At 67.4% G+C, this 21,132-nt stretch carries 21 protein-coding genes and 1 pseudogene; 11 read left to right on the top strand and 11 right to left on the bottom strand.

Annotated features, from left to right (window positions below; genetic code table 11):
* Window positions 1-42 precede the first annotated feature (42 nt).
* Window positions 43-723: a membrane protein YczE gene (gene yczE / locus MLP_RS12265; RefSeq protein ID WP_013863412.1), complete on the top strand. Its 681-nt coding sequence runs from the start codon at window positions 43-45 to the stop codon at window positions 721-723.
* Window positions 724-728: 5 nt separating this feature from the next.
* Here yczE and MLP_RS12260 read toward each other — a convergent pair whose 3' ends face one another.
* Window positions 729-3,635 carry a helix-turn-helix transcriptional regulator gene (locus MLP_RS12260; RefSeq protein ID WP_013863411.1) on the bottom strand — a complete coding sequence of 969 codons (2,907 nt, stop codon included), beginning with the start codon at window positions 3,633-3,635 and terminating at the stop codon, window positions 729-731.
* A gap of 198 nt (window positions 3,636-3,833) precedes the next feature.
* On the opposite strand from MLP_RS12260, the gene MLP_RS27425 reads away from it, so the two are divergent.
* Window positions 3,834-4,139: a hypothetical protein gene (locus MLP_RS27425; protein ID WP_156821134.1), complete on the top strand. Its 306-nt coding sequence runs from the start codon at window positions 3,834-3,836 to the stop codon at window positions 4,137-4,139.
* A gap of 70 nt (window positions 4,140-4,209) precedes the next feature.
* Window positions 4,210-5,898: a DUF2786 domain-containing protein gene (locus tag MLP_RS26330; RefSeq protein ID WP_013863409.1), complete on the top strand. Its 1,689-nt coding sequence runs from the start codon at window positions 4,210-4,212 to the stop codon at window positions 5,896-5,898.
* A gap of 24 nt (window positions 5,899-5,922) precedes the next feature.
* Here MLP_RS26330 and MLP_RS12245 read toward each other — a convergent pair whose 3' ends face one another.
* On the bottom strand, window positions 5,923-6,762 hold the full coding sequence (locus MLP_RS12245) for an aldo/keto reductase (protein ID WP_013863408.1): 840 nt from the start codon (window positions 6,760-6,762) through the stop codon (window positions 5,923-5,925).
* Between the two features lie 27 nt (window positions 6,763-6,789).
* Between MLP_RS12245 and MLP_RS12240 the strand changes: the two genes are divergently transcribed.
* Entirely contained in the window at window positions 6,790-7,611 is an 822-nt protein-coding gene (locus MLP_RS12240; RefSeq protein WP_013863407.1) for a transglutaminase-like domain-containing protein, read from the top strand.
* Window positions 7,612-7,672: 61 nt separating this feature from the next.
* On the opposite strand, the gene MLP_RS12235 is transcribed toward MLP_RS12240, so the two are convergent.
* On the bottom strand, window positions 7,673-8,698 hold the full coding sequence (locus MLP_RS12235) for a magnesium and cobalt transport protein CorA (RefSeq protein WP_231851459.1): 1,026 nt from the start codon (window positions 8,696-8,698) through the stop codon (window positions 7,673-7,675).
* A 110-nt stretch (window positions 8,699-8,808) separates the two neighbouring features.
* Between MLP_RS12235 and MLP_RS12230 the strand changes: the two genes are divergently transcribed.
* From MLP_RS12230 to MLP_RS12220, 3 genes are read left to right on the top strand one after another with little or no spacing between them, the layout of a single operon-like run.
* A complete protein-coding gene (locus MLP_RS12230; RefSeq protein ID WP_013863405.1) occupies window positions 8,809-9,039 on the top strand; it encodes a FitA-like ribbon-helix-helix domain-containing protein in 231 nt (76 codons plus the stop codon).
* The gene (locus tag MLP_RS12225; protein WP_041790001.1) at window positions 9,026-9,433 is read left to right on the top strand and encodes a type II toxin-antitoxin system VapC family toxin; all 408 of its coding nucleotides are present in this window, start codon (window positions 9,026-9,028) and stop codon (window positions 9,431-9,433) included. Before MLP_RS12230 ends, MLP_RS12225 begins: the two co-directional genes overlap by 14 nt.
* Complete coding sequence (locus MLP_RS12220) at window positions 9,423-10,298, top strand: putative protein N(5)-glutamine methyltransferase (protein WP_013863403.1); 876 nt, start codon at window positions 9,423-9,425, stop codon at window positions 10,296-10,298. Before MLP_RS12225 ends, MLP_RS12220 begins: the two co-directional genes overlap by 11 nt.
* Before the next feature lie 35 nt (window positions 10,299-10,333).
* Here MLP_RS12220 and MLP_RS12215 read toward each other — a convergent pair whose 3' ends face one another.
* The 3 genes from MLP_RS12215 to MLP_RS12205 form a co-directional block, all read right to left on the bottom strand.
* Entirely contained in the window at window positions 10,334-11,323 is a 990-nt protein-coding gene (locus MLP_RS12215) for a zinc-dependent alcohol dehydrogenase (protein WP_013863402.1), read from the bottom strand.
* 109 nt (window positions 11,324-11,432) lie between these two features.
* Window positions 11,433-12,566 carry a sensor histidine kinase gene (locus tag MLP_RS12210; protein ID WP_013863401.1) on the bottom strand — a complete coding sequence of 378 codons (1,134 nt, stop codon included), beginning with the start codon at window positions 12,564-12,566 and terminating at the stop codon, window positions 11,433-11,435.
* A complete protein-coding gene (locus MLP_RS12205) occupies window positions 12,559-13,251 on the bottom strand; it encodes a response regulator transcription factor (protein ID WP_013863400.1) in 693 nt (230 codons plus the stop codon). The genes MLP_RS12210 and MLP_RS12205 overlap by 8 nt, the downstream gene beginning before the upstream one ends.
* Before the next feature lie 199 nt (window positions 13,252-13,450).
* Between MLP_RS12205 and MLP_RS12200 the strand changes: the two genes are divergently transcribed.
* Complete coding sequence (locus MLP_RS12200; RefSeq protein WP_013863399.1) at window positions 13,451-14,545, top strand: lactonase family protein; 1,095 nt, start codon at window positions 13,451-13,453, stop codon at window positions 14,543-14,545.
* Between the two features lie 198 nt (window positions 14,546-14,743).
* Here MLP_RS12200 and MLP_RS12195 read toward each other — a convergent pair whose 3' ends face one another.
* Entirely contained in the window at window positions 14,744-15,538 is a 795-nt protein-coding gene (locus MLP_RS12195) for a class I SAM-dependent methyltransferase (RefSeq protein ID WP_013863398.1), read from the bottom strand.
* 51 nt (window positions 15,539-15,589) lie between these two features.
* Complete coding sequence (locus MLP_RS12190) at window positions 15,590-16,783, bottom strand: FAD-dependent monooxygenase (protein ID WP_013863397.1); 1,194 nt, start codon at window positions 16,781-16,783, stop codon at window positions 15,590-15,592.
* A gap of 76 nt (window positions 16,784-16,859) precedes the next feature.
* Between MLP_RS12190 and MLP_RS12185 the strand changes: the two genes are divergently transcribed.
* From MLP_RS12185 to MLP_RS12175, 3 genes are all read left to right on the top strand, one after another.
* Window positions 16,860-17,768, top strand: coding sequence for a TetR/AcrR family transcriptional regulator C-terminal domain-containing protein (locus MLP_RS12185; protein WP_013863396.1), 909 nt, complete (start codon window positions 16,860-16,862; stop codon window positions 17,766-17,768).
* Between the two features lie 89 nt (window positions 17,769-17,857).
* On the top strand, window positions 17,858-18,418 hold the full coding sequence (locus MLP_RS26325) for a hypothetical protein (RefSeq protein ID WP_013863395.1): 561 nt from the start codon (window positions 17,858-17,860) through the stop codon (window positions 18,416-18,418).
* Between the two features lie 160 nt (window positions 18,419-18,578).
* Complete coding sequence (locus MLP_RS12175) at window positions 18,579-19,076, top strand: putative immunity protein (protein WP_231851458.1); 498 nt, start codon at window positions 18,579-18,581, stop codon at window positions 19,074-19,076.
* A gap of 4 nt (window positions 19,077-19,080) precedes the next feature.
* Here the strand turns inward: MLP_RS12175 and MLP_RS12170 are convergent, their stop codons facing one another.
* The 3 genes and pseudogenes from MLP_RS12170 to MLP_RS12160 form a co-directional block, all read right to left on the bottom strand.
* On the bottom strand, window positions 19,081-19,800 hold the full coding sequence (locus tag MLP_RS12170) for a VOC family protein (protein WP_013863393.1): 720 nt from the start codon (window positions 19,798-19,800) through the stop codon (window positions 19,081-19,083).
* A gap of 87 nt (window positions 19,801-19,887) precedes the next feature.
* Entirely contained in the window at window positions 19,888-20,361 is a 474-nt protein-coding gene (locus tag MLP_RS29490; protein ID WP_049804534.1) for an NUDIX domain-containing protein, read from the bottom strand.
* Window positions 20,362-20,462: 101 nt separating this feature from the next.
* A pseudogene (locus tag MLP_RS12160) lies at window positions 20,463-21,124 on the bottom strand (tyrosine-protein phosphatase).
* Between the last annotated feature and the right edge of the window lie 8 nt (window positions 21,125-21,132).

Genomic DNA, 21,132 nt, shown 5'->3' with positions numbered 1-21,132 from the left:
TGGCTCTGTGGTCCCGACCGTGGCGGGCCGCACCATGTTCCGGTGAGCTCCACCACCGACCCCTCCGCCACGGATCCCGGCACCACTGACCACAGTGGCCTGACCACGCTCGGCCCGCTCGCTCAGCTCCGAGCCGGCCGACTGGGGCGCCGGCTGCCGCAGCTGCTCGGTGGGCTGGTGCTCTACGGAATCTCGATGGCCATGCTGGTCCGAGCCAACCTCGGGTTGGACCCCTGGGACGTGCTGCACCAGGGGCTGACCCACTATCTATCGCTCAGCTTCGGCACCGTGACGATCGTCGTCGGCGCAGTGGTCTTGCTGCTCTGGATCCCGCTGCGGCAGAAGCCCGGTCTCGGCACCGTCAGCAACGTGATCGTGATCGGGCTCGCCGCAGACCTGGGCCTGTGGCTCATCGTCACGCCCGATGACTTGCTGGTCCGGGTGCTGATGATGGTGAGCGCGGTGGTGCTGAACGGGATGGCCGGCGCCATCTATATCGGCAGTCAACTCGGGCCAGGTCCGCGGGACGGGCTGATGACCGGGCTCTCGGCCCGGACCGGCCGGAGTCTGCGGCTGGTCCGGGTCTCGATCGAGATCATGGTGTTGATCGTCGGGGTGTTGTTGGGCGGGACCGTCGGCATCGGCACGGTGCTCTATGCCCTGGCGATCGGCCCCCTGGTCCAGTTCTTCCTCCGGTTCGCGACCGTCCGGCTGCCCAGGTAGGCACCTCAGCTGCCCGCAGCACGTGCCACCCGGCCGGCGAGCTGGGCGAGCTCGACCCGGTTGGTGGTCCTGGTCTTGCGCAGCAGGTTGGATACGTGCGACGACACCGTCTTCTCGCTGATCACCAGAGTCGAGGCGATGTCGGCGTACGTCAGACCGTGGCAGAGCAGATCGAGGACCTCCCGCTCACGAGGGGTCAGACCGCGCAGCAACGAGGCGTCGACCTCGAGGCGCTGCTCGGCCGGCACCAATCGCAGCTGCGCGAGTTGGGCCAGGTTCTCGAACTCGGCAAGCAATGACTCGGCGCCGAGCCGGCGACCCAGCTCGTACCCGGCCCGGAGTTGGCGGGTGCCCTCGGCCCGCCCCGGTGCACCGAGGCCGAGATAGCCTTCCGCGGCCCGCCAACACGCGTACACCTCCAGCCACGGCAGTCGAGCCGGACCGCAGGCGATGCGCAGTGCAGCCCAGCCGGCGGGCTCGTCCTCCCGCCGCGCCCGCGCGGCTTCGACCGCGTACCAGTCCTGCATGGCCGCCAGCCGAGCGCGTCCGATCGTGCTCGAGGACAACCCGCAGTCGAGGACCGTGGGAAAGCGCGTGCGCAGGCCGTCCAGCAGCATCAGCACCTCGGCGGGATCCTGGTCGCGATCACGCTCGGCTTCAGCCAGATCGGCGAGTCCGCGGGCGGCCAGCGGGAGCAGGCGCTCGGCCAGGTTCACCGGGATGCCTTCGGCCTCGGCCGCCGCGACCGCCGCTTCGTATGCCTCTCTGGCCCGGCCGGCAGCGAGCAGCGCGGTGACCCAGGTGACGTCGAGGTCCAGGTTGGCGAACACCGCCTGCCTGGCCATCAGCTCCCGGGCACGTTCAACGTGCGCGAGTGCTTCGTCCGCCCGACCCCGGTAGGCGGCCAGCCGGGCCAGACACACCCGGACTCGCATGTCGGCGAAGGGGCCTGGATCGCAGACCACGACCTCGCGCATCAGCTGCTGGCATCGCTGCCAATCCCCGGCCTCCAGACGGGTATCGGCCTCGACCGCGGCGATCTGCACGATGTACGTCATGGGCGCGTCCAGCGCGATCAGCTCCAGACGCCGCTGGTCCAGATAGGCCGCCTCACCCGGGCCATAGGCGTCGGACTGCGCGTTGCTCTCCCACATCACCGCGTGCACGTAGGCCCACCAGTCCCGTGCCGCGACGGCGGCCGCGACTCCTTCGGCTGCCAGGCGCTGTGCCTGCCGAGGATTGTCGTCGATGGCGAGGATCGCGTTGACGGTCAGCGCAAGGCTCAACGCACCAGGGTGCCCGGCGGCCCGCGCATCGTCCAAGGCGACCGGTGCCAGCTCCGCTGCGCGAGCATCACCGCGCCAGAAGGCGGCGTGGGCGAGCTCGGCCTCTGCCAGGGCAAGCTGCCAGGAGGACGGCTCAGCTCTGGCGAGCTCGACGGCGCGCTCCATCTCTTCGACGGAGAGGAAGGCGACTGCCAGCGACGCCCTCAGAAGCATCCGGCGCACCAGCAGTTCGCTGAGCTCCAGGGGGTGCCGCTCGGCCCCGGTCAGTGCGATCAGTGCCTCCACGGCCTCCAGTTCCTCCGCGTAGGCACCGGCGTCAGCTGCCAGTCCACGCTGCCGTCGCCACAACTCGCTCAGGCTCTCGGCGGCGCCGGCAACGGTCGGACGGAGCTCGATCGCCCGTCGCAGCACGCGGCGCAGGCCGGCCGGCCCTGGCTCCTTCCGGTCCGCCGTCGGTGCGGAGCCGAGCTCGTACGCCCGCATGGCCCAGGCGTACGCGACGGCGGCCGATCCCGCCCGATCGTGTCGGATCGCCTGATCGACTGCTTCCTGCACGGTGGGCTCGCGGCCGGCGAACCGACGTTCGCCGAGCCGGGCCAGCGCTGCGTGCCACATGTGCTGGTCCTCGACCAGGACCGGTCGCTGGATGATCTCTGCCTGCAGTGGGTGCCGGAACCAGTACCGCCCATCGTCGTCGGCGACGACCAGCCCCGCGTTCTGTGCCTCGAACAGTGCGGGTTCCACCTCGACCAGATGATCGAGGTCAGCGGTGAGTTCGGCCAGGTCGATCGCCGTCAGCGGCGTGGCAGCGACGGCCAGCAGGCAGGTCAAGAACCTGGTTGGCGAGCCACAGCCATGCCAGCGACCCATGACGGCGGACACGAGGTCCGGAGGTGTGTCGGTCGGCACATGCCGATCAGATGGTGACAGTCCCTGGGCGAGCAATTGGGTGAAGTACGGGTTGCCACCGCCCGCCGCATGCACCTCGTCCACCAGGCTCTGGTGCGGACGACTGCCGAGCAGGTTGCCCAGTTGGGTCTCGGTGGCGGCTCTGCTGAGCCCGATGAGGCGAAGGCGGGCAACCTGGTGGATCCGCAGCGCGTCGGTGAGCCAGCGGTGCAGGGGATCGCCTTCAGCCAGCCCGGAGACCGTCGCAGTGATCAGGATCGCCAGCCGGCGGTCCGCCGGCCCGGCCAGCAGGTAGGCGATCAAGTCGCGCAGGCTGCCGTCCGCCCACTGCAGGTCGTCGACGACCACGACCAGGGTCGAGTCGGCGGTGACCTCGTCCACCCATTCGTCGATCGCTCGGATGGGGTCGCCGGCGTCCATCCGGCTCAGGCAGGTTCTGGTCAGCGCGGGTGGAACCGACGTGCGGCGCAGTCCGGTGCGCACCGGTGCGAGCTCGGTGGCCAGCGTCTCCGTCGGCGGACAGGCGACGAGCAGGCGATGGATGCGCGAGGGGTCACGCACGCTCATCGCCGCCAGGCAGAGCTCGGTCTTGCCCACCCCGTGGGCACCGGTGATGACCAGCGCCGAGGCTCGCCCGCTGTCGGCGGCGTCGATCACCTGGTGCAGACGGATCAGCTCTGCTTCCCGCCCGACGACAGCCGAGTACGTCTGCACCATGCCTGCTCCCGTCTCGGCGACTGTCTCTCGATGTCCCGGTGGTCTCATCGTCCTGCGGTACAGCCCCTGATGGGAACGGTCGGACACGGATTTGAGGAGTCCGTCCCGGAATCTGAGGGGTCGCACCTGATGAACCCGAGTGCCGGCCGAGAGCACGCTCGCAGTGGAACCAACCATGACGAGCGCGAGGAGCCCACCATGATCACCAGGACGATCGGCCGGAGGATGGCCGCAACGGTTCTCGCAGCACTCTCGACGGCAGTGGCCATCGCCGGTAGCGGAGCCGGCATGGCCATGGCGAGCACTGCGATTCGACCGGATCCCGGCGGTGGCAGTGCCGAGACGAGTCTCTCCGCGTGGACGACATCGACCGCCGGTGAGGCGAGTCACACCGTCTTGCCGGAGTGCCCGCTCCGCCGGCTCGGCACGCAGCTGGTGCGTTGTGACCTGCTGACCGGCGCCGGCGTTGCCGCCCCGGCCTTCATCCCGGAGTGGACTCGGTGACCCCACGCCTGAGCCGAGCACCACATCCGCCTCATCTGTCACAGGGCCGTGTGCCCGTAGTGGAGTGTCAGTGGCTGATGTCAGGGTGTTCGGCATGGGACGCAACAACCGCCAGCGACGGGCAGCCAAGCAGAAGGCGCGGGCCCGCCGAGGCCCGACACCACCACACCAGAACCGCTCCGAGTCGGAGCTGCTCGATGACCTGCTGCGTCGTTTCGGCGACGCCTTCGACGAGGAGGACGAGTTCGAGGACGACAGCTTCCACGATCGCAACAGCGCCTGGCCGGCCACCCATGCCCGGCAGCACCAGCAGATCCCACCGTCACCACCGACGACCTGCCAGCAGGCTCGGGCGCTCCTGGATCGGCTGCTGTCTTGGGCCAACATGGACCTGAGCGCCGACGGTCTGACCAGCGCCATGACCAGGGAGCTCCGCGGTCAGCCATCGGAGGTGCTGCTCCGACTCGACGAACTGGCGAGTGGAGCACTGCTCCAGGCGGCCGGGCCGCTCTGGGAGCGCGGTTGGCAGCCGCGGGACCTGATACACGTCGCCGCCCGGTTGGACAAGTGGGCGGGGGCACTGGCGGCCGACCTGTCGGTGGTCCACCTGCACCGTTCCGGCCGGCTCGAGTTGGCGCCGTCGTCGTGGCACGAGCAGCTCGGCGCCGCTCGCGATCGGGCACGGGCGGCTGGGATCATCAACTGGTCGACCAACGCGGAGCCGGCCCAGTCGGAGCCAGCCCAGTCGGAGCCAGCTCTGTGGGAGTCGACACCGTGGGAGTCGACACCGTGGGAGTCGACACAGTGGGAGTCGACCGGGTCGAAGTCGGCTGAATCCGAGTCGACGGGGTCCGAGTGGGTGGCGGTCGACCAGTTGCTGGTGGCAGGCGCGTCGGCGCTGGTGGCGTGGACAACTGTGATCCGACTGCTCGCCCGGATCCAGAGCCTGCCACCTCTTGCCCGTACGCTGCCGCCGCCGTCGGCGTGGGGACAATCCGCCGAGCCGCCACCCCGGACGACTCGTTCGACCCGGCCGAACCCTCCGAACCGTTCGACCGCGCAAGGGGCGCCCGGAGCCAACCGGGACAAGGTGCTGACCACGATCCGCGCGCTGCTGGCCAAGGCCGAGTCCACCCAGTTCGCGGCCGAAGCGGAGGCACTGACCGCCAAGGCGCAGTCCATGATGACCCGGCATGCGATCGACGAGGCACTGCTGCATGCCGGCGCGGAGGAATCGGTCGAGGTGATCAGCCGCCGGATCCTGATCGACAATCCGTATCTGGTGGAAAAGGTCCATCTGCTCTCGGAAGTGGGGCACGCCAACCGGTCCAAGGTGGTCTGGATGGGGGACGACTACGCCATGGCCACCGTGGTGGGCACGCCGGTGGACGTGGACCAGGTGGAGCTGCTGTTCGTGTCCCTGCTGATCCAAGCGACCCGAGCAATGGCTGAGGCCGGAGCCAACCGGACCGGCTCGTTCGACCGTTCGCCACGATTCCGGCGTTCCTTTCTCACCGCGTACGCGGTGCGGATCGGTGAGCGGCTGACCGAAGCGGACGCGGAGGCGACCGCCTCGTACGGGTCGGAGTTGGTGCCGGTGCTGCGCCGTCAGGAGGAGGCGGTCGATGCCCGGTATGAGGAGCTCTTCCCGCACACGACGCAGCTGAACTCACGGAAGACCTATGACCGGCGCGGCTGGGACGCCGGTCGGGAGGCCGCCGACCGCGCCAGGTTCGTGCAGGGTCGGATCGCCGGCTGACTCGGGGAGCTCAGGAGGGGGAGCTCAGGAGGGTAGCCGAGCGAAAGCGTCCGGATCGGGACCGGTGCGCTGGTCCCGGTTCAGCGCGCTGATCGCCGCCAGATCGTCATCGGTCAGCTCGAAGTCGAACAACTCGAGGTTCTCGCGGAGGCGTACCGCATGCACCGACTTCGGGAAGATGATGTCGCCACGCTGCACATGCCAGCGGAGCGTCACCTGAGCCGGGCTCCGGCCGACCCGTTGCGCGATCGCGACGATCGCCGGCTCGTCCAGCACCCGACCGCGGGCGATCGGCGACCACGCCTCGGTGGCAATCCCGTGCTCGACGTCGTAGCTGCGCACCTTCTCGTTGGTCAGATGCGGGTTCACTTCGATCTGGTTGACGGCCGGCACGATGGTGCATTCGGTCAGGATCCGGTCGAGGTGGTGGGTCTGGAAGTTCGAGACACCGATGGCCCGGACCTTCCCGCCGCGATAGATCTCCTCCATCGCCCGCCAGGTCTCGACGAAGTCACCGATCGTGGGCAGCGGCCAGTGGATCAAGAACAGGTCGAGGTAGCCGATGTCCAACGTGGCCAGTGTCTGGTCGAAGGCAGCCAGCGCATCGGCGTACGCGTGCGCGCCGTTGTTCAGCTTGCTGGTGACGAAGAACTCCGATCGGTCGATGCCTGATTCGCGCACCGCCTCGCCGACGCCGGCCTCGTTCCCATACAGCTGCGCGGTGTCGATGTGCCGGTAGCCGAGTTCGATCGCGAGAGCCGTGGCTGCTCGGGTCTGATCCGGTGGGATCTGGAAAACCCCGAGGCCCACTTGCGGGATGCTTATGCCGTTGTTGAGGCTGATGTCGGGAATGTCGGACGCCATGAGCAAGCAGACTACTGAAGGGGAACCATGGGCACGCGACGCCTCCAGCTGGGCTGCACCTTCATCCAGCACTCCCAGATCCCGGTGCACGCCGTGTTCCAGGTCGAGCCGGTGCTGGGTGAGATCGCCACCATCACCGACGAGGAATGGCTGCTCGATCCAGCGACGCCGACCACTTCCTACCGTGACCTCTATGGAAACCGCTGCCGTCGCTTGATGCTGCCGGCCGGTCGATCCGAGATCACCTATCGAGCGACGGCCGAGGTCCCCGATGCGACCGAGGAGATCGACACCGGCGCCCCGGAGATCCCGCCGCATGACCTGCCCGATGAGGTCTTGGTCTACACGCTGCCGAGCCGGTTCTGCCTGCCGGATGTGCTGGCCAACGAGGCCTGGTCGCGCTTCGGCGGACTACCGTCCGGTTACGGTCGGGTGCAGGCGATCTGCGGCTACGTGAACCAGTACCTGACGTTCCAGTACGGCAGCAGCGGTCCGTGGAGCACTGCGGTGGATGTGCACCAATCCGGATACGGGGTCTGCCGCGACTTCACTCACCTCGCGGTCTCATTCTGTCGAGCGCTGAACATCCCGGCTCGGTACGTGTTCGGCTATCTGCCCGAGATCGAGGTCGCGCACCGGGAGCAGGAGATGGACTTCGCGGCCTGGATGCAGGTCTGGCTGGGCGACCGGTGGTACACATTCGATCCGCGCAACAACATGCCGCGCAAGGGCCGGGTGCTGATCGGCGTCGGGCGCGATGCCGCCGACGTCGCGATGAGCACCGCCTTCGGCGGTCCATGGCTGGAGAGGATGACCGTGGTGGCCGAGGAGCTCACCACGAGTTCGTGAGCGGGAAGACGACGTAGCCGGTGAACGTACGTCGGCGTCGCGAACGGACTCACTGGATCTGCTATAGCCAGCCCTTCCGGCGGAACACCGTGTACAAGATCACCGCGAGGGCGAGCATCATGCCCAGCGCCATCGGATAGCCGAAGCGCCAGTCGAGCTCAGGGATGTGCACGAAGTTCATCCCGTAGATGCCGCCGATCAGCGAGGGAGCGAACAGGATCGCAGCCCAGGACGAGACCCGTTTCATCTGCTCGCCCTGTTCCAGACTCGTCTCGGTCAGTCGCTTGGTCTCCTCGCTCTGCCGCTGTGCGGTCAGGGTGGCGTCCACGCTCAAGGCGTTCTGCAGCAGCGTCCGGAAGCCGTCCACCTGGTCGACGATCCGCAGCACGTGATCTTGGACGTCGCGCAGGTTGCGTTGCAGCTCGATGTCGACCCGATACTTCTCGAAGCCCCGGGCGAGGTTGTCCATCATGGCGACCAGCGGTTTCACCGCCCGCTGGAAGTCCATCACCTCGCTCATCAGCAGGTAGATGCGCTGCGAGACATCGGGATCGCCGTCGAACAGCTGCTTCTCGATCTCGTCGATGTCGTTCTCCAGGCCGGCGACGACGGGGGAGTAGTCGTCGACGACCTGGTCGATGATGCTGTAGAGGATCGCCTCCGGTCCCTGGCTGAGCAGACCGGGGTGCTTCTCCAGCCGCTGACGCACCCAGGCCAGATCGGGCCGCTCCGCGTGCCGGATGGTGACCACGAAGCCGGGACCGGTGATCACGTGCAGTTCGCCGAACTCGACCTCTTCCTCGTCATCGAGATAGCGGGCCGGGCGCAGCACGGTGAACAGCGTCGTGCCGTAGCGCTCCAGCTTCGGGCGCTGATGGGCGGCGATCGCGTCCTCGACCATCAGATAGTGCAGGTCGAACTCTTGCGCCACTGACTGGATCATCGTCTCGCTCGGCCGATACAGCCCGATCCAGGCGAGTCCGCCCCGACGTTTCTGCAGGTCGTAGGTCTGCTCCAGGGTCGGCGGGGAGTCGACCCGATATCCGTCCACGTAGACGGCGTTGTCCACCACTCCTGGCTTGGGCACGAAGCCAGCCTCGCACAGGATCGTGGCCGTGAGGTCGGTCGTCCGGGTGCTCGACGGTGACGGCCACCCATGCACTTGCGATTCGACGCTTCCAGCGCCATAATGGCGCCATGCCGAGCGTGCAGATCAAGGACGTTCCCGAGGAGACCCATCGGGTTCTTCGTCGTCGTGCTGCCGAGGCCCACCAGTCCCTTCAGGAGTATCTGCTGACCAAGCTCGTCGAGGACGCCCGCGTGCCGACGATGGCCGAGGTGCTCAGGCGGGCCGATGACCGGACCGGCGGCACGATCTCGCTCGCAGCGGCAGCGGACCTGGTGAGAGACGACCGTGATAGTCGCTGACGCCAGTGTGGTGATCGCTGCCCTCGTCGATGAGAATCGCAGCGGTGCCTGGGCCAGGTCCCGACTTCTGAAGGACAAGGACAAGACGGCGGTGCCTGATCTCCTCTATCTCGAGGTTGCCTCGGCGGTCCGCCGCCTTGAACAACGCGGTGAGCTGACGGCGAGGCGGGCTGCTGCCGCGATGGAAGACTTGATGGCACTGCCTCTCCAGGTGGCCAGGCTCCGCACACTGCTCCCACGATGCTGGGAGTTGCGGCACAACCTCACTCCGTACGACGCCGCATACGTCACACTCGCGGAGTTCAGCGAGTCACCGTTGGTGACCGCGGACCGACGGCTGGCAGCGGCTGCAGGACCGCGATGCAAGATCGAACTACCGCCACATGACCTCTGAATCGGTCGGGCTGGACCTGAGTGAGGTGGTGGCTCGACTCCGCGCGGCCGGCTGCGTCTACGCCGAGGACGAGGCGACTTTGCTGCTCGAGGCTGCCAGGGATGATGCGGTTGGGCTGGAACGACTGGTGTCCGCACGGGCGGCGGGCGCACCTCTGGAGCCCTTGCTGGGTTGGGTTGCCTTCGCTGGCTTGCGGATCGCGGTCGGGCCCGGCGTGTTCGTGCCGCGAGTGCGCACCGAACTGCTGGCCGAGCAGGCGCTGGCCCGACTCGACGACCTGGCTCAGTCTGGGGGCAAGGCCGTGGTCGTCGAGTTGTGCTGCGGTGTCGCGGCGGTGGCCGCCGTGCTGCAGCGCTCTGGCCAGATCCGGGAGTTGTATGCGGCGGACATCGACCCGGTTGCCGTCGGCTACGCCCGACAGAACCTGACTGACTCGGCGGTGGCACTGATCGGTGATCTCTACGATCCCTTGCCTGCAGCGCTTCACGGGCGAGTCGACGTGATCGTGGCCAACGCCCCGTATGTGCCGACCGAGGCCATCACCCTGATGCCGCGCGAGGCTCGTGACCATGAGCCGCACCAGGCCCTGGACGGTGGCGGTGACGGAGCCGACGTCCATCGCCGGATCATTGCCGAAGCGCCGTCCTGGTTGCGTGCCGGCGGACATCTGCTGATCGAGACCGGTCGAGACCAGGCAGTCATCACGGCAGGGGAGATGCGACAGGCCGGCTTCGAGGTCGAGGTCGTCATCGACGACGAGCGAGACGCCACCGTCACCGTCGGTTCCCCCGTCCGGCCGATCCACGGGACAAACCCATGGCTCAACGATGACGGAGGCCGCGACACGCCGACGCGAGCGGTTTGAGCCGCAGATTTGTCACTCAGCGGGTCGTGTGAAACTCATTGATCGAACCCGATCGTGATCTTGAGCTGCCCCGGCGCCGGCCGGACGGCATGCTCGTATGCCCGTTGCGCTTCAGCGATGGGGAAGTGGTGGGTCAGATAGCTGCCGAACAGCCCTGGATACGCACGCGCATACTCCTCGGCCTTCGTCAGCGATCCCGATCGGTCTCCGGTGACACCGCCGATCAACGTCAGATGCTTGCGGAAGAACCGGTCCATCGGGAAGGCGTAGTACGCCTGGTCAGGGACCCCGAAGTAGAAGACGACCCCCTTGGGCGCAGCCGCCTCGATGGCGTCCACCAGGGTCTCGGTGTTGTGCCCCACCGCCTCGATGACCACATCCGGACGAGCGTCATCGCCGATCCGGGCGGCCCAACGCTCCGCCCTCGACCAGACGAACTCGTCGACGCCGAAGGCCGAGGCAAGATCACTCCGATCGACCTGATCGACACCGATCACCTGCGCAGCGCCGCGGGACTTGGCGACATGGCTGAACAGCACACCGATCGGGCCGAGGCCGATCACCGCGACGGTGCGCCCGGTGAAGTCAGCGGAGATCCGGTCCAAGGCGTAGATCACGCAGGCCAACGACTGCAGGGCGACGGCTTCGCGGGGTGACCACTCGGGCCCGTACTCGATCACCGAGGTGCCCGGCGTGACCGTCAGTTCGGCCAATCCCTGGTGAGTGGTGGCCCAGCCGACGACGCGGGAACCGACCCGACGGCTGGGATCCCGGCTCGCTCGGACCAGACCCACGATCTCGTGCAACGAACCACCGACCGGGATTCCGGTCGGATCGTCGACAGGCAGCGGTCGGCGCGGGAGTCCGCCGTTGAAGTAGGACAGGTCGCTGCCACAGATCCCGCCCACCTCGATCTCGACCAAGATGTCACCGGCCTGCAGATCCGACTCCGACAAGCGGCTGGCGGTGATCCGCTCGAGCTCGCGCGGGCCGCTCATCCGATAGGCCCACATGGTCTCGGTCACTGGCTACTCCTTCATGACAATCCATCGGTGATCGGCTCCTGGCCGCATGCATGGTAGTTCCGGCGACCCCTGCTGGTCGCCACCGCCACCGTAGTCTGTGTCCAGCTGCTCAGCTCGCCTGCCAGACCCTGGGCAGGGTCACCAGGAAGCGGCAGCCGGGCGGCTCATTGTGGACCTGGACGTCGCCATGATGTGCCTCGACGATCCCCTTCACGATGGCCAGGCCGAGACCGGCACCGGTGCCGTTGAGGTCTCCGGTCGACGGGGTCCGGGCTGCGCTTCCTCGCCAGGCCAGGTCGAAGACTCTTGGCAGATCACTGTCCGGGATGCCACCGCAGCCATCGCTGACGGACAGCTCGATCGCATCCTCCAGCTGCCGTCCGGTGATGGAGACGATCCCGTCGGCAGGGGTATGACGGATGGCATTGGTGACCAGGTTCGCCACGACCCGGGACAGCCCCGCGGGGTCGGCATGCACGATGACGTCCTGAGCAACCGAACCTCCCAGCCGGACGCCGACAGTCCGGGCGACCGGGTCGGCGCCCGCGATGGCCTCCGACACGACGTCGGCCAGAGAGACTCGCTGCAGCGAGAGCTGCAGGACACCGGCATGGATTCGGGACAGCTCGAACAGGTCGTCGACCATCCGAACCATCCGATCCACCTCGGCTCGCATCTGGGCGTGGTAGCGGTTCGGATCGTCGACCATGCCATCTTCGAGTGCCTCGGTCATGGCACGCAGCCCAGCCAACGGACTGCGGAGGTCGTGCGACACCCACGCGACCAACTCACGACGCGAGGTCTCCAGGCGGCGTTCGCGCTGACGGGACTCACTCAACCGGCTACTCGCCCGCGAGAGCTCGGCCGACAGCTCCTGGAACTCCGCCGGTCCGTCGACTGTGTCCTCGTACTCCCCGGTCTCCCCGAACTCGCGGGCGCCGCGCGTCAACCTGCGGGAGCTGCGCAGGACCAGCGACGCGACGGCGGCGGCCACCCCGATCGCCACCACGCCGGCCACCAGACAGACCAGGAGGACGACACCGAAGTCGTGGGCGGAGAGGAACATCGCGTTGGCGGTGCCGATCACCCCGGCCACCACCGCGGCGACCGCCACGATGGCCACCAACGCCGATGACCAGCGCAGCGAGCGTCGCCGCGTGAGATAGGCCAGGGCCAGGCCAAGGGCACCCATCGCGCCGGCCCAGCCGATGGCGATCAGCCCGATCGCCACCTGATCAGGCATCGGCGCGCACCTGTGGATCCCAGCGGTAACCGACACCCCACACGGTCACGAGTCGAGTGGGCCGGGTCGGGTCCCGCTCCAGCTTCTCCCGCAGTCGACGAACGTGCACGGTCACGGTCGACTGATCGCCGAACGACCAGCCCCAGACCTCACGCAGCAGGTCCTCCCGCGAGTATGCGACGCCGGGGTTGGCAGCCATGAACCGCAGCAGGTCGAACTCGCGTACGGTCAGCTGGAGCGCATCCCCTGACAACGTGGCGAGATGCTGGGCAGGATCGACGAGCAGATCCCCGTCGACGACGACCGCTGCCGGATGCCGCCGCTCACCCACCCGGCGCAGCACCGACTCCACTCGCAGCACGAGCTCGCGAGGGCTGAAGGGCTTGGTGACGTAGTCGTCGGCACCGCGTTCCAGCCCGATCACGCGGTCCGTCTCACTGCCGAGGGCGGTGAGCATGATGATCGGCACGTCAGAGCGAGCCCGCAGCCGACGACATGCCTCGAGACCGTCGATGCCAGGCAGCATCAGGTCGAGGACGACCAGGTCGACAGGATCGTCGCGGGCCGCCGCCAGGGCGAGCTCTCCGTCGGCCGCCTCGATGACAGCGTGACCGCCGGCCCGCAGATAGGACACGACGACCTCGCGTACGGTGCGGTCGTCGTCGACGACCAGGACTCGAGCCACTCGTCCACGCTAGAGCGTCGCGATCGGCCGACACCACGGGCCGGGCTTACGAGATGGTGACGTTGTGCCGCGGAGATCGGCGGTCCTTACGGGCATCTCACCAGGTTGTGACGAGGTTCTTACGTGCGCTGACTTCGGTGTCGCTGCCGCCCTACCGTCAAGTGGTCACCAATTCTCCAACTCTCGAAGGGATCTCAGCATGATCACCAAGACTCAGCGGTTGCTCGGCCGGTCACTGGTCGCCGCGGTGGCACTCGGTGCCACGCTCGGACTGAGCGGGACGGCACAGGCGAGCCAAGCTCCGGTCGCGGGTCACGTCTATCAGGCCACCAACAACGCCAACGGCAATGCGATTGCCGTCTTCGATCGAACCGCGAACGGCACCTTGCGAGCCCATGGCACGGTGGCGACCGGCGGCCGCGGTACGGGTGCCTCACTCGCCTCCCAGGGCGGCGTCACCCGGGAAGGCTCGCTGCTGTTCGTGGTGAATGGGGGTGATGACAGCGTCTCGGTGCTGAGCACCAAGGGCGGCAGCCTGCGTCTTCGCGACCGGATCTCCAGCGGGGGAGAGCATCCGGTCAGCGTGACCGTGCACCACGGGATCGGCTATGTCCTGAACCATGACAGCGACGCCATCGCCGGCTTTCGCTATACGCCGTCGGGCGAGCTGCGCAAGCTGCCTGGCTCGACCCGACACCTGACTCATCCGAAGGGCGGCGGCATGACCGATGCCGCGCAGGTCCAATTCAGCCCCGACGGCAGGAGCCTGGTGGTGACCGAGAGGGGCACGAACGCGATCGACACGTTCACTGTCCGCCGCGGCTATGCGAGCCGCGCGCACGCGCACTCATCCGCCGGCATGGTGCCGTATGGCTTCGACTTCGACCGGCACGGCACGCTGGTGGTCTCCGAGGCCGCGTCCGGGTCCGCGTCGTCCTATCGAGTGGCGCCACGTTTCCGTGCGGTCACCAAAGCCCTCGGCAACACCCAGGCGGCGGCCTGCTGGGTGGTGGTCTCTGGGCACTATGCCTGGGTGGTGAATGCGGCCAGCAACTCCATCTCCAGCTATCGAGTTCACCGCAACGGCTCGCTCACCTTGGTGAAGGCGATCGCTGGATCCACCGGCGCCGGTCCCACCGATGCTGCTGTCACGCCGGACGGCCGCTATCTGGAGGTTCGGCTGGGCGACGGCTCGGTCCAGTCGTTCCGGATCCACACCAACGGCACCCTGACCTCGGTCGACACCGAGCGGGTGACGATGAACTACGGCATCGCCGGACTGGCCACCGACTAGTCGGGCGGCAGCCCACTGCTGGCGACCGGTGCCAGGAGCCCAGTTGGCTGCCGACCAAGAGATGGGGGACCGGGGGGTGGCGCCCTGTGCCGAGCAAATCGGCTCAGGGCGCGCCACTGTTGTTCACGGGCGATGACTTCAGCCAAACCGATGTGACGAGTGCCCTCTAGCCAAGGTGGCGCCTGCTCGGGCGGTGGGTCAGCTGATGCGGCAGACGACCTCACTGTGCAAGATCGAGATCCAGCCGTCATCGTCGGCTGCCCACTGGTTCCAGGCCTTGCTGATCGCCTGGAGCTCGGCGGACGTGGCATGGCCCGACTCGATGAGCTGTCGGGCGATCGCCGAGTTGATGATCCGGTCGGCCCACATCCCTCCCCAGCCAGCTCGAGACTCGGGCGTGGCATAGCACCAGGTGCTCGACGTGGCAACGACATCAATCAGCCCGGCAGCATGAGCCCAGGAGAGCAGCCGGCGTCCGGCATCCGGCTCGCCGCCGTTCTCCCGGGCCGCCGTCCGATAGAGATCGAGCCAGGTATCGAGTTCCGGGAGAGCGGGCCACCAGCAGAACGCGCTGTAGTCGCTGTCGCGAACGGCCACGATGCCTCCGGGCTTGGTCACCCGAGCCAACTCGCGGAACGCCTGCACCGGGTCGACGACATGCTGCAGCACTTGGTGCGCGTGGGTCACGTCGAAGGTCGCGTCGTCGAACTCGAGCGCATGGACATCGGCGACCCGGAAGTCGATGTTCACGACGTTCCGATCCGCAGCAGTGGCCCGGGCAAGCTCCAACTCATCGGGACCGATCTCGGTCGCGGTGACCTTGGCGACCAGTCCGGCAAGGTCCGCGGTGATGGTGCCGGGTCCGGCGCCGACGTCGAGCAGCTGATCGGTCGGCTTCAGGAGCGGCAGCAGGTAAGCCGCCGAGGTCTGCGCTGTCCGCGAGCGGTGGGACCGCAAGACCGATTCGTGATGACCATGTGTGTAGGTCGCCATCAAGTGTTCCTCCAGATCCGCTGTCAACGGTGGGAGGCTACCCCGAGCCCATCAGCTCTCAGGCACGGCCGGGTAGTCGGGGAGCGCCAGATCGGCCGCCTTGCTGAACTGCTTCTCCAGCATCGGCCGCATCGGCCATCGGGTCGCATACCGCATGCCCAGCGTCTGCAGTCGAATTGCCAGCTCGCTCCTCGGGGCGAATCCCGCAGCGCCGCCGGGTGGCAGCTCCTGGGCGCTGGTCACGTACGGCCGGCACACCTGATCGTAGCGGGCGAAGGCCCGGCGGTGATCCCCGTTGGCGGTGAGCAGCTCGCCGGCCAGGACGTATGCCTGGACCAGCGCCACGCTGGTGCCGAGACCGGTCAGCGGGCTCGGGCTCGCGGCGGCGTCGCCGATCAGTGCCACTCGTCCCTGTGACCAGCTCGGCAGATGGATCTGGCCGAGCTCGGCCGAGGCGAAATCGGTGGCGTTCTCCATGGCTGACATGAGTTGCGGAACCCGCCAGCCGACTCCGTCGAACTGCCGCGCCAACAGTTCCTTCTGCTCCTGACGGCTGGTCGGCACGGCCATCCCACGCGGCATCCGCAGGCCCAGCGAGGCTTTGGCTTCGCCGGCGACTCGGCCTGGTCTGATCGAGGCGTTCCGACCGCTCCCGGCCAGATACATCTCATACCAGCCGTCAAGATCGCCAGGGTCCGGCGCGGTGAACCAGGAGATGAGGCAGCCCAGCGACCTTTTGCCGTCGCCGAATGCCAGGTTCCGCACCACCGAACCCAGCCCGTCGGCGCCGATGACGAGATCGAACCGCTGCCGCTGCGTCCGGGCAAAGGCCACATCGACACCGTCGGCATCCTGGGCGAGTTCGGTGATGGTGTCGTCGAAGACATACTCCACCGCGTCGCGCGTGGCGTCGAACAGCACACTGGCGATGTCGCCACGCAGGATCTCCAGTTCGGAGATGAAACCTTCGCCGTCGAACGCGTCGACCCCCATCCGGGCCCGTACCCGGCCGCGACCATCGACCCAGGACATGCCCCGTTGCCGGAGTGCCAACGTCCGGATGGCGGGCAGCAGACCCATCCGCTCGATCACGGTCCGGCCGGCGCCGCGCAGGTCCACTGCTTGTCCGCCGAGTCGCAGATCGGCGGACCGCTCGACCACGACGACCCGGTGACCGGAGCCGGCGAGCCAGAACGCCACACTTGGGCCGGCGATCCCGGCCCCGCTGATCAAGATATTTGCCATACAGTGAAAGTACGGCGTACAGAGGCAATCCTGCCGGACTGTACTGCTTCCGTACTAGGACACTGGAGGTCAGCCGATGCCTGTTTCCGCGTCTGAGCGGATCGTTGCCGAGCTCCGCGCGCGGATCGATTCTGGCGAGCTGGCGCCGGGAGATCTGCTGCCGTCAGCCCGCCGGATCAGTCGCGACTGGCACGTGGCGATCGCGACCGCCACCCGCGTCCATGCCGGTCTGCGGGAGGCCGGGCTCGCCGAGACCCTGCCCGGGGTTGGCGTTGTGGTGCGGCGGCCCAAGCCCCGAGCGACCAGCCGGGCACCCTTGCGTACCCAGGTGGTGGTCGCGACGGCGATCGCCATCGCCGACACCGAGGGCATGGACGGCGTGTCGATGCGCCGGCTGGCCGTCGAACTGGACCTGGCGCCGATGTCGCTCTATCGGTACGTGAGCGACAAGGACGATCTGCGGACGAAGATGCTCGATGCAGCGCTCGCCCAGTGGCAGCCGCCCGAGCGAGGTGACGCCGGTTGGCGGGAGTGTCTGGAGGCCGCGGGCCGCGGGCTATGGCAGCTGTTCCGCCGGCATCCCTGGCTGGCCGCCACACTGTCGCTCGCTCGTCCGCCGATCGTGCCCGGCGGCATCGGCTGGACCGAGTGGGTGCTGTCGGCACTGAACGGATACGAGCTGGACCTGTCCACGCGGTTCGACATCCACCTGGCCCTGTTCGGCCTGATCCATGGGATGGCGAGCAACCTCGAGACCGAGACAGCGGCCACCGCGGCGACCGGGCTGAACGCCGACGAGTGGATGGACGAGCAGTTGCCGGCTCTGCGGGCCATCGTCACCGAGGCCGGCTATCCGCATCTCCATCGGCTGGTCCACACCACGTACGACTTCAGCCTCGACCGCGTCGTCGAGCGGAGTCTGCGCTACTTCCTGGACGGGCTCGAAGTCGAACTCAAGGGTGCCATGGCACGCCGGTCGGGGTGAGCGCTACTGATCAGTAGGTATCAAAGCAACCTTTTCGGCACTCGGAGCGTAAAGGAGTTACTTCTATCCACCGAAGGAGGTTGATCACCATGTCTGGTCGAACTGTCAGGATCGCCGGAGGGGTACTCGGCGTCGTGCTGGCCGGATCTACGCTCGGTGCGGCATCGGCCGCGGCGGCGGACTCCTATGACGGAAGGGCGACTGCCAATGGCGGCTTGACGGTCCGAGCGCTACCGACAACTGCGTCGGCGGCCAAGGGCTCGATTGCCAAGGGCAAGGTCTTCCCGATCGTCTGCAAGGTGCGTGGCACCTCGGTCGACGGCAACAACATCTGGTACGCGTTGCCACCGACGCTGGGGGAGTGGGTGTCGGCTCGGTACGTCGAGAACGTCGGACCGGCGCCACGCTGGTGCGGCAACGACGAGCGCTTCGTCGGCCGTACGACCACCACGCTCACCAAGCGCGTCGCTCCGACCACCGCTGCTGCGTCGGCCGGCACTCTCGGCAAGGGTGCTGGCGTTGACATCATCTGCAAGCTCAACGGGAAGAGCGTCGACGGCAACAAGAAGTGGTACTACCTGACCGACGGCCGTTGGGTGGCTGCGCGCTATGTCACCAACGTCGGCCGGGCGCCGGGATGGTGCAACTGATCCACCTGATGGGGGGCGTTCGGTCCGGGCAGTGGGGACCTGCCCGGACCGAACACCGCGCTGGCACAGGGTTACAGTCGTTGGACATGGCCGTAGGTGAAGTCGGCATCGGCGCGCGAGCTGCGGAAGACGCGTCGTCGTTGTCATGATCCTCCCTGACGTGCGGGATCCCCGGTTCATCACGATCCGTCGTGGCGGCACCTTGACGGACTCCGACCACCGGTTGCTGGCGCTCTGGGCGGCGTCCTGCGCGGAGCATGTGCTGGAGCTGTTCGAGTCCGCTCATCCTGGTGATCCGCGACCACGGCAGGCGATCGACCACATCCGCGCCTGGGTTCGTGGCGAGGTCACGATGATGGAGTCCCGCGCCGCCGGCGGTCACGCCATGGGCGCGGCGCGTGACAAGAGGGGAGCAGCACGGTTCGCGGCGTATGCCGCCGGACAGGCCGGCGCCGTGGCCCACGTTGCCGCACACGATCTTGGTGCGGCCGCCTATGCGATCAAGGCCGTACGCGCTGTTGCTCCACCAGGTGAGGCCGGCGTCGCCGGTCGGCTCGAGTGCCAGTGGCAGCGCGATCAGCTTCCCGATGAGATCCGGGAACTGGTGCTGGACGACCAGCGTCTGCGTAGCGACATCTGTTGGTCGGCCTTCGACTGAGAGCTCAGCTTCGAGCAGGCAGCACGCAGAACTCGTTGCCCGAGGGATCGGCATAGATCCGCCATGGCAGGTCGTCACGATCGCGGGGGAGTTCTCGGCCTCCGCGCTGGGCGATGGCCACGGCAATCCCGTCCGGATCCTCTTCCGGCTCGAGCCGGACGTCGAGGTGTAGCCGGTTCTTCGGGGAGTCCTTGGGGCGTCGCTCAGGGCACAGCTCGAGCAGCGGCCCCCGCCGCGATGGATGGCGCAGCGACGGCAGACCCGCGCCGGGTGCCTCGATCCAGCCGGTCAGCCAGGACCAGAACCCGACGTCGCTGTCTGGGTCGGCGGAATCGAGGGGGAGTGCCGCGATTGGGCCGGTGTCGACGTACGCCGCCCGGTCCTCCATCACACAGCAGGGATTGCCCTCCGGATCAGCGAGCACCACCCAGGGCACGTCGCCCTGGCCGATGTCGAGGGGCCGAGCACCCAGACCGATGAGCCGATCGACCTCCTCCTGCTGGCGATGGCCGCCGTAAAGGTCCGGATGGAGCCTCGGCAGCTTCGATGGCGGCTCCGCGACGCGCTGGAAGCACAGGTCCAGCACCGGACCGCCCTCGACGGTGAGCCGGGTCTCGAACCCGCCGGGCTCGTCGGTGAGCCGCTCGCCACCGACCACGGCTTCCCAGAACCGGCCTAGTCGCTGTGGATCGACGGCGTCGAAGACGAGGTTCTCCAGGTACATGAACCCACGGTAGGCCGTCGATGCTGAGTCTCGGCTCGGTGAGTAGGTCGTCCTCTGAATACGGGTGGTGAATACGGGGCGAGTAGCTCACTCTCCCGCGAGCGGAAGGACGTGAGGCCCGTCGGATGCCATGACGATCGACCGCAGGAGATTGTCGTGTCTACCTCGCGAGAGCCAATGCTTCAGTGCGACGGACGTGGTCGGTGGCATGGGTAGGTAGGTCCGCCATGTCGGGGGCGATCTGGAACCAGCGGAGCTCGCCCTCTGTGCATTCGTCGGGATCGGGGACATCTGGTGGGACGTGGCAGTGAAGTAGTAGGTGATCCGAAGCTCCTCACCGTTGTCTCGGAGTGAGACGTACCGCAGCGTGAGATCGCGGATCTGATCAGGGGACAGGCCGACTTCCTCCTCCAGTTCACGGAGCGCAGCCTGGGTTGGTTCGCGAATCTCGTCGGGGTCAACGTGGCCACCGATACCGACCCACGAGTCTCGAACAGCAGACGACCCGACCCGATACAGGAGCAGCATCCGGTCAGCGCGGATGAGAAAGATCGATGTCATCTGTCGCGCCGAGCGGAGGTTCATTGCGGCAGGCTCGCACACCATGACCACAGCGAGCCTGGACCACGCCGAGGTGGCCGTCAGTCAGCTTGCTGGGTTTGTCAGCACGTCCTGGTCGGCGCTGAACGGCTTCTTGTTACTGACCCTCGCCAAGTATCGATCACGACACGTGTTTCGTCGTCAATACCCGAGATACCGAACCACTCGTCGAGTTCGAGGTCGCCGTACATGCTACGAAACGCCGACTCTGCGGTGTGACCAAATCGGGCCAGAACCTCGTGGCGCTCCTCGACATCGAACGATCGTCCGTGAAGTCTCGCCATCGCATCGGCATTCGCGAAGGACACCAGATAGTCGGCGGTAGCGGCGTCATCGGTGACGTCGAGAACGCGCAGAAGGACCGCTGCGACGAGTCCGGTTCGGTCCCACCCGGCTCCGCAGTGGAAGAGAACTGCGCCATCGTCGGCAGTTGCGATTGCCCTCAGCACCTCGGCAAGCCGGTGCGGAAGATCCCGGATGTGCGCGAGGTAGTAGAGAGGGGTTCCCCACCGACCATTCAACTCAATCGGATCCCAGAAATCCCGTTCGTCACCGTCCAAGTCCACGCGCACAAGTCGGATGTCGTCTGGTACGTCTCCGGTGTACTCGCATGGTCGTCGCAGATCGATGACGGTGCGCACACCGTGAGTTCGGAGTTCCCCCATGCTGACGCGCTCAAGCGATCGAGCATCTCGGCACGGATGAACACCCCGGTCGGTGTCACCGAACCGT

This window comes from Microlunatus phosphovorus NM-1 (genome assembly GCF_000270245.1).
In the GTDB taxonomy this organism is placed as follows: domain Bacteria; phylum Actinomycetota; class Actinomycetes; order Propionibacteriales; family Propionibacteriaceae; genus Microlunatus; species Microlunatus phosphovorus.
Note: the sequence above shows the minus strand (reverse complement) of the source record. Positions and strands in the feature narration are given on the sequence as shown.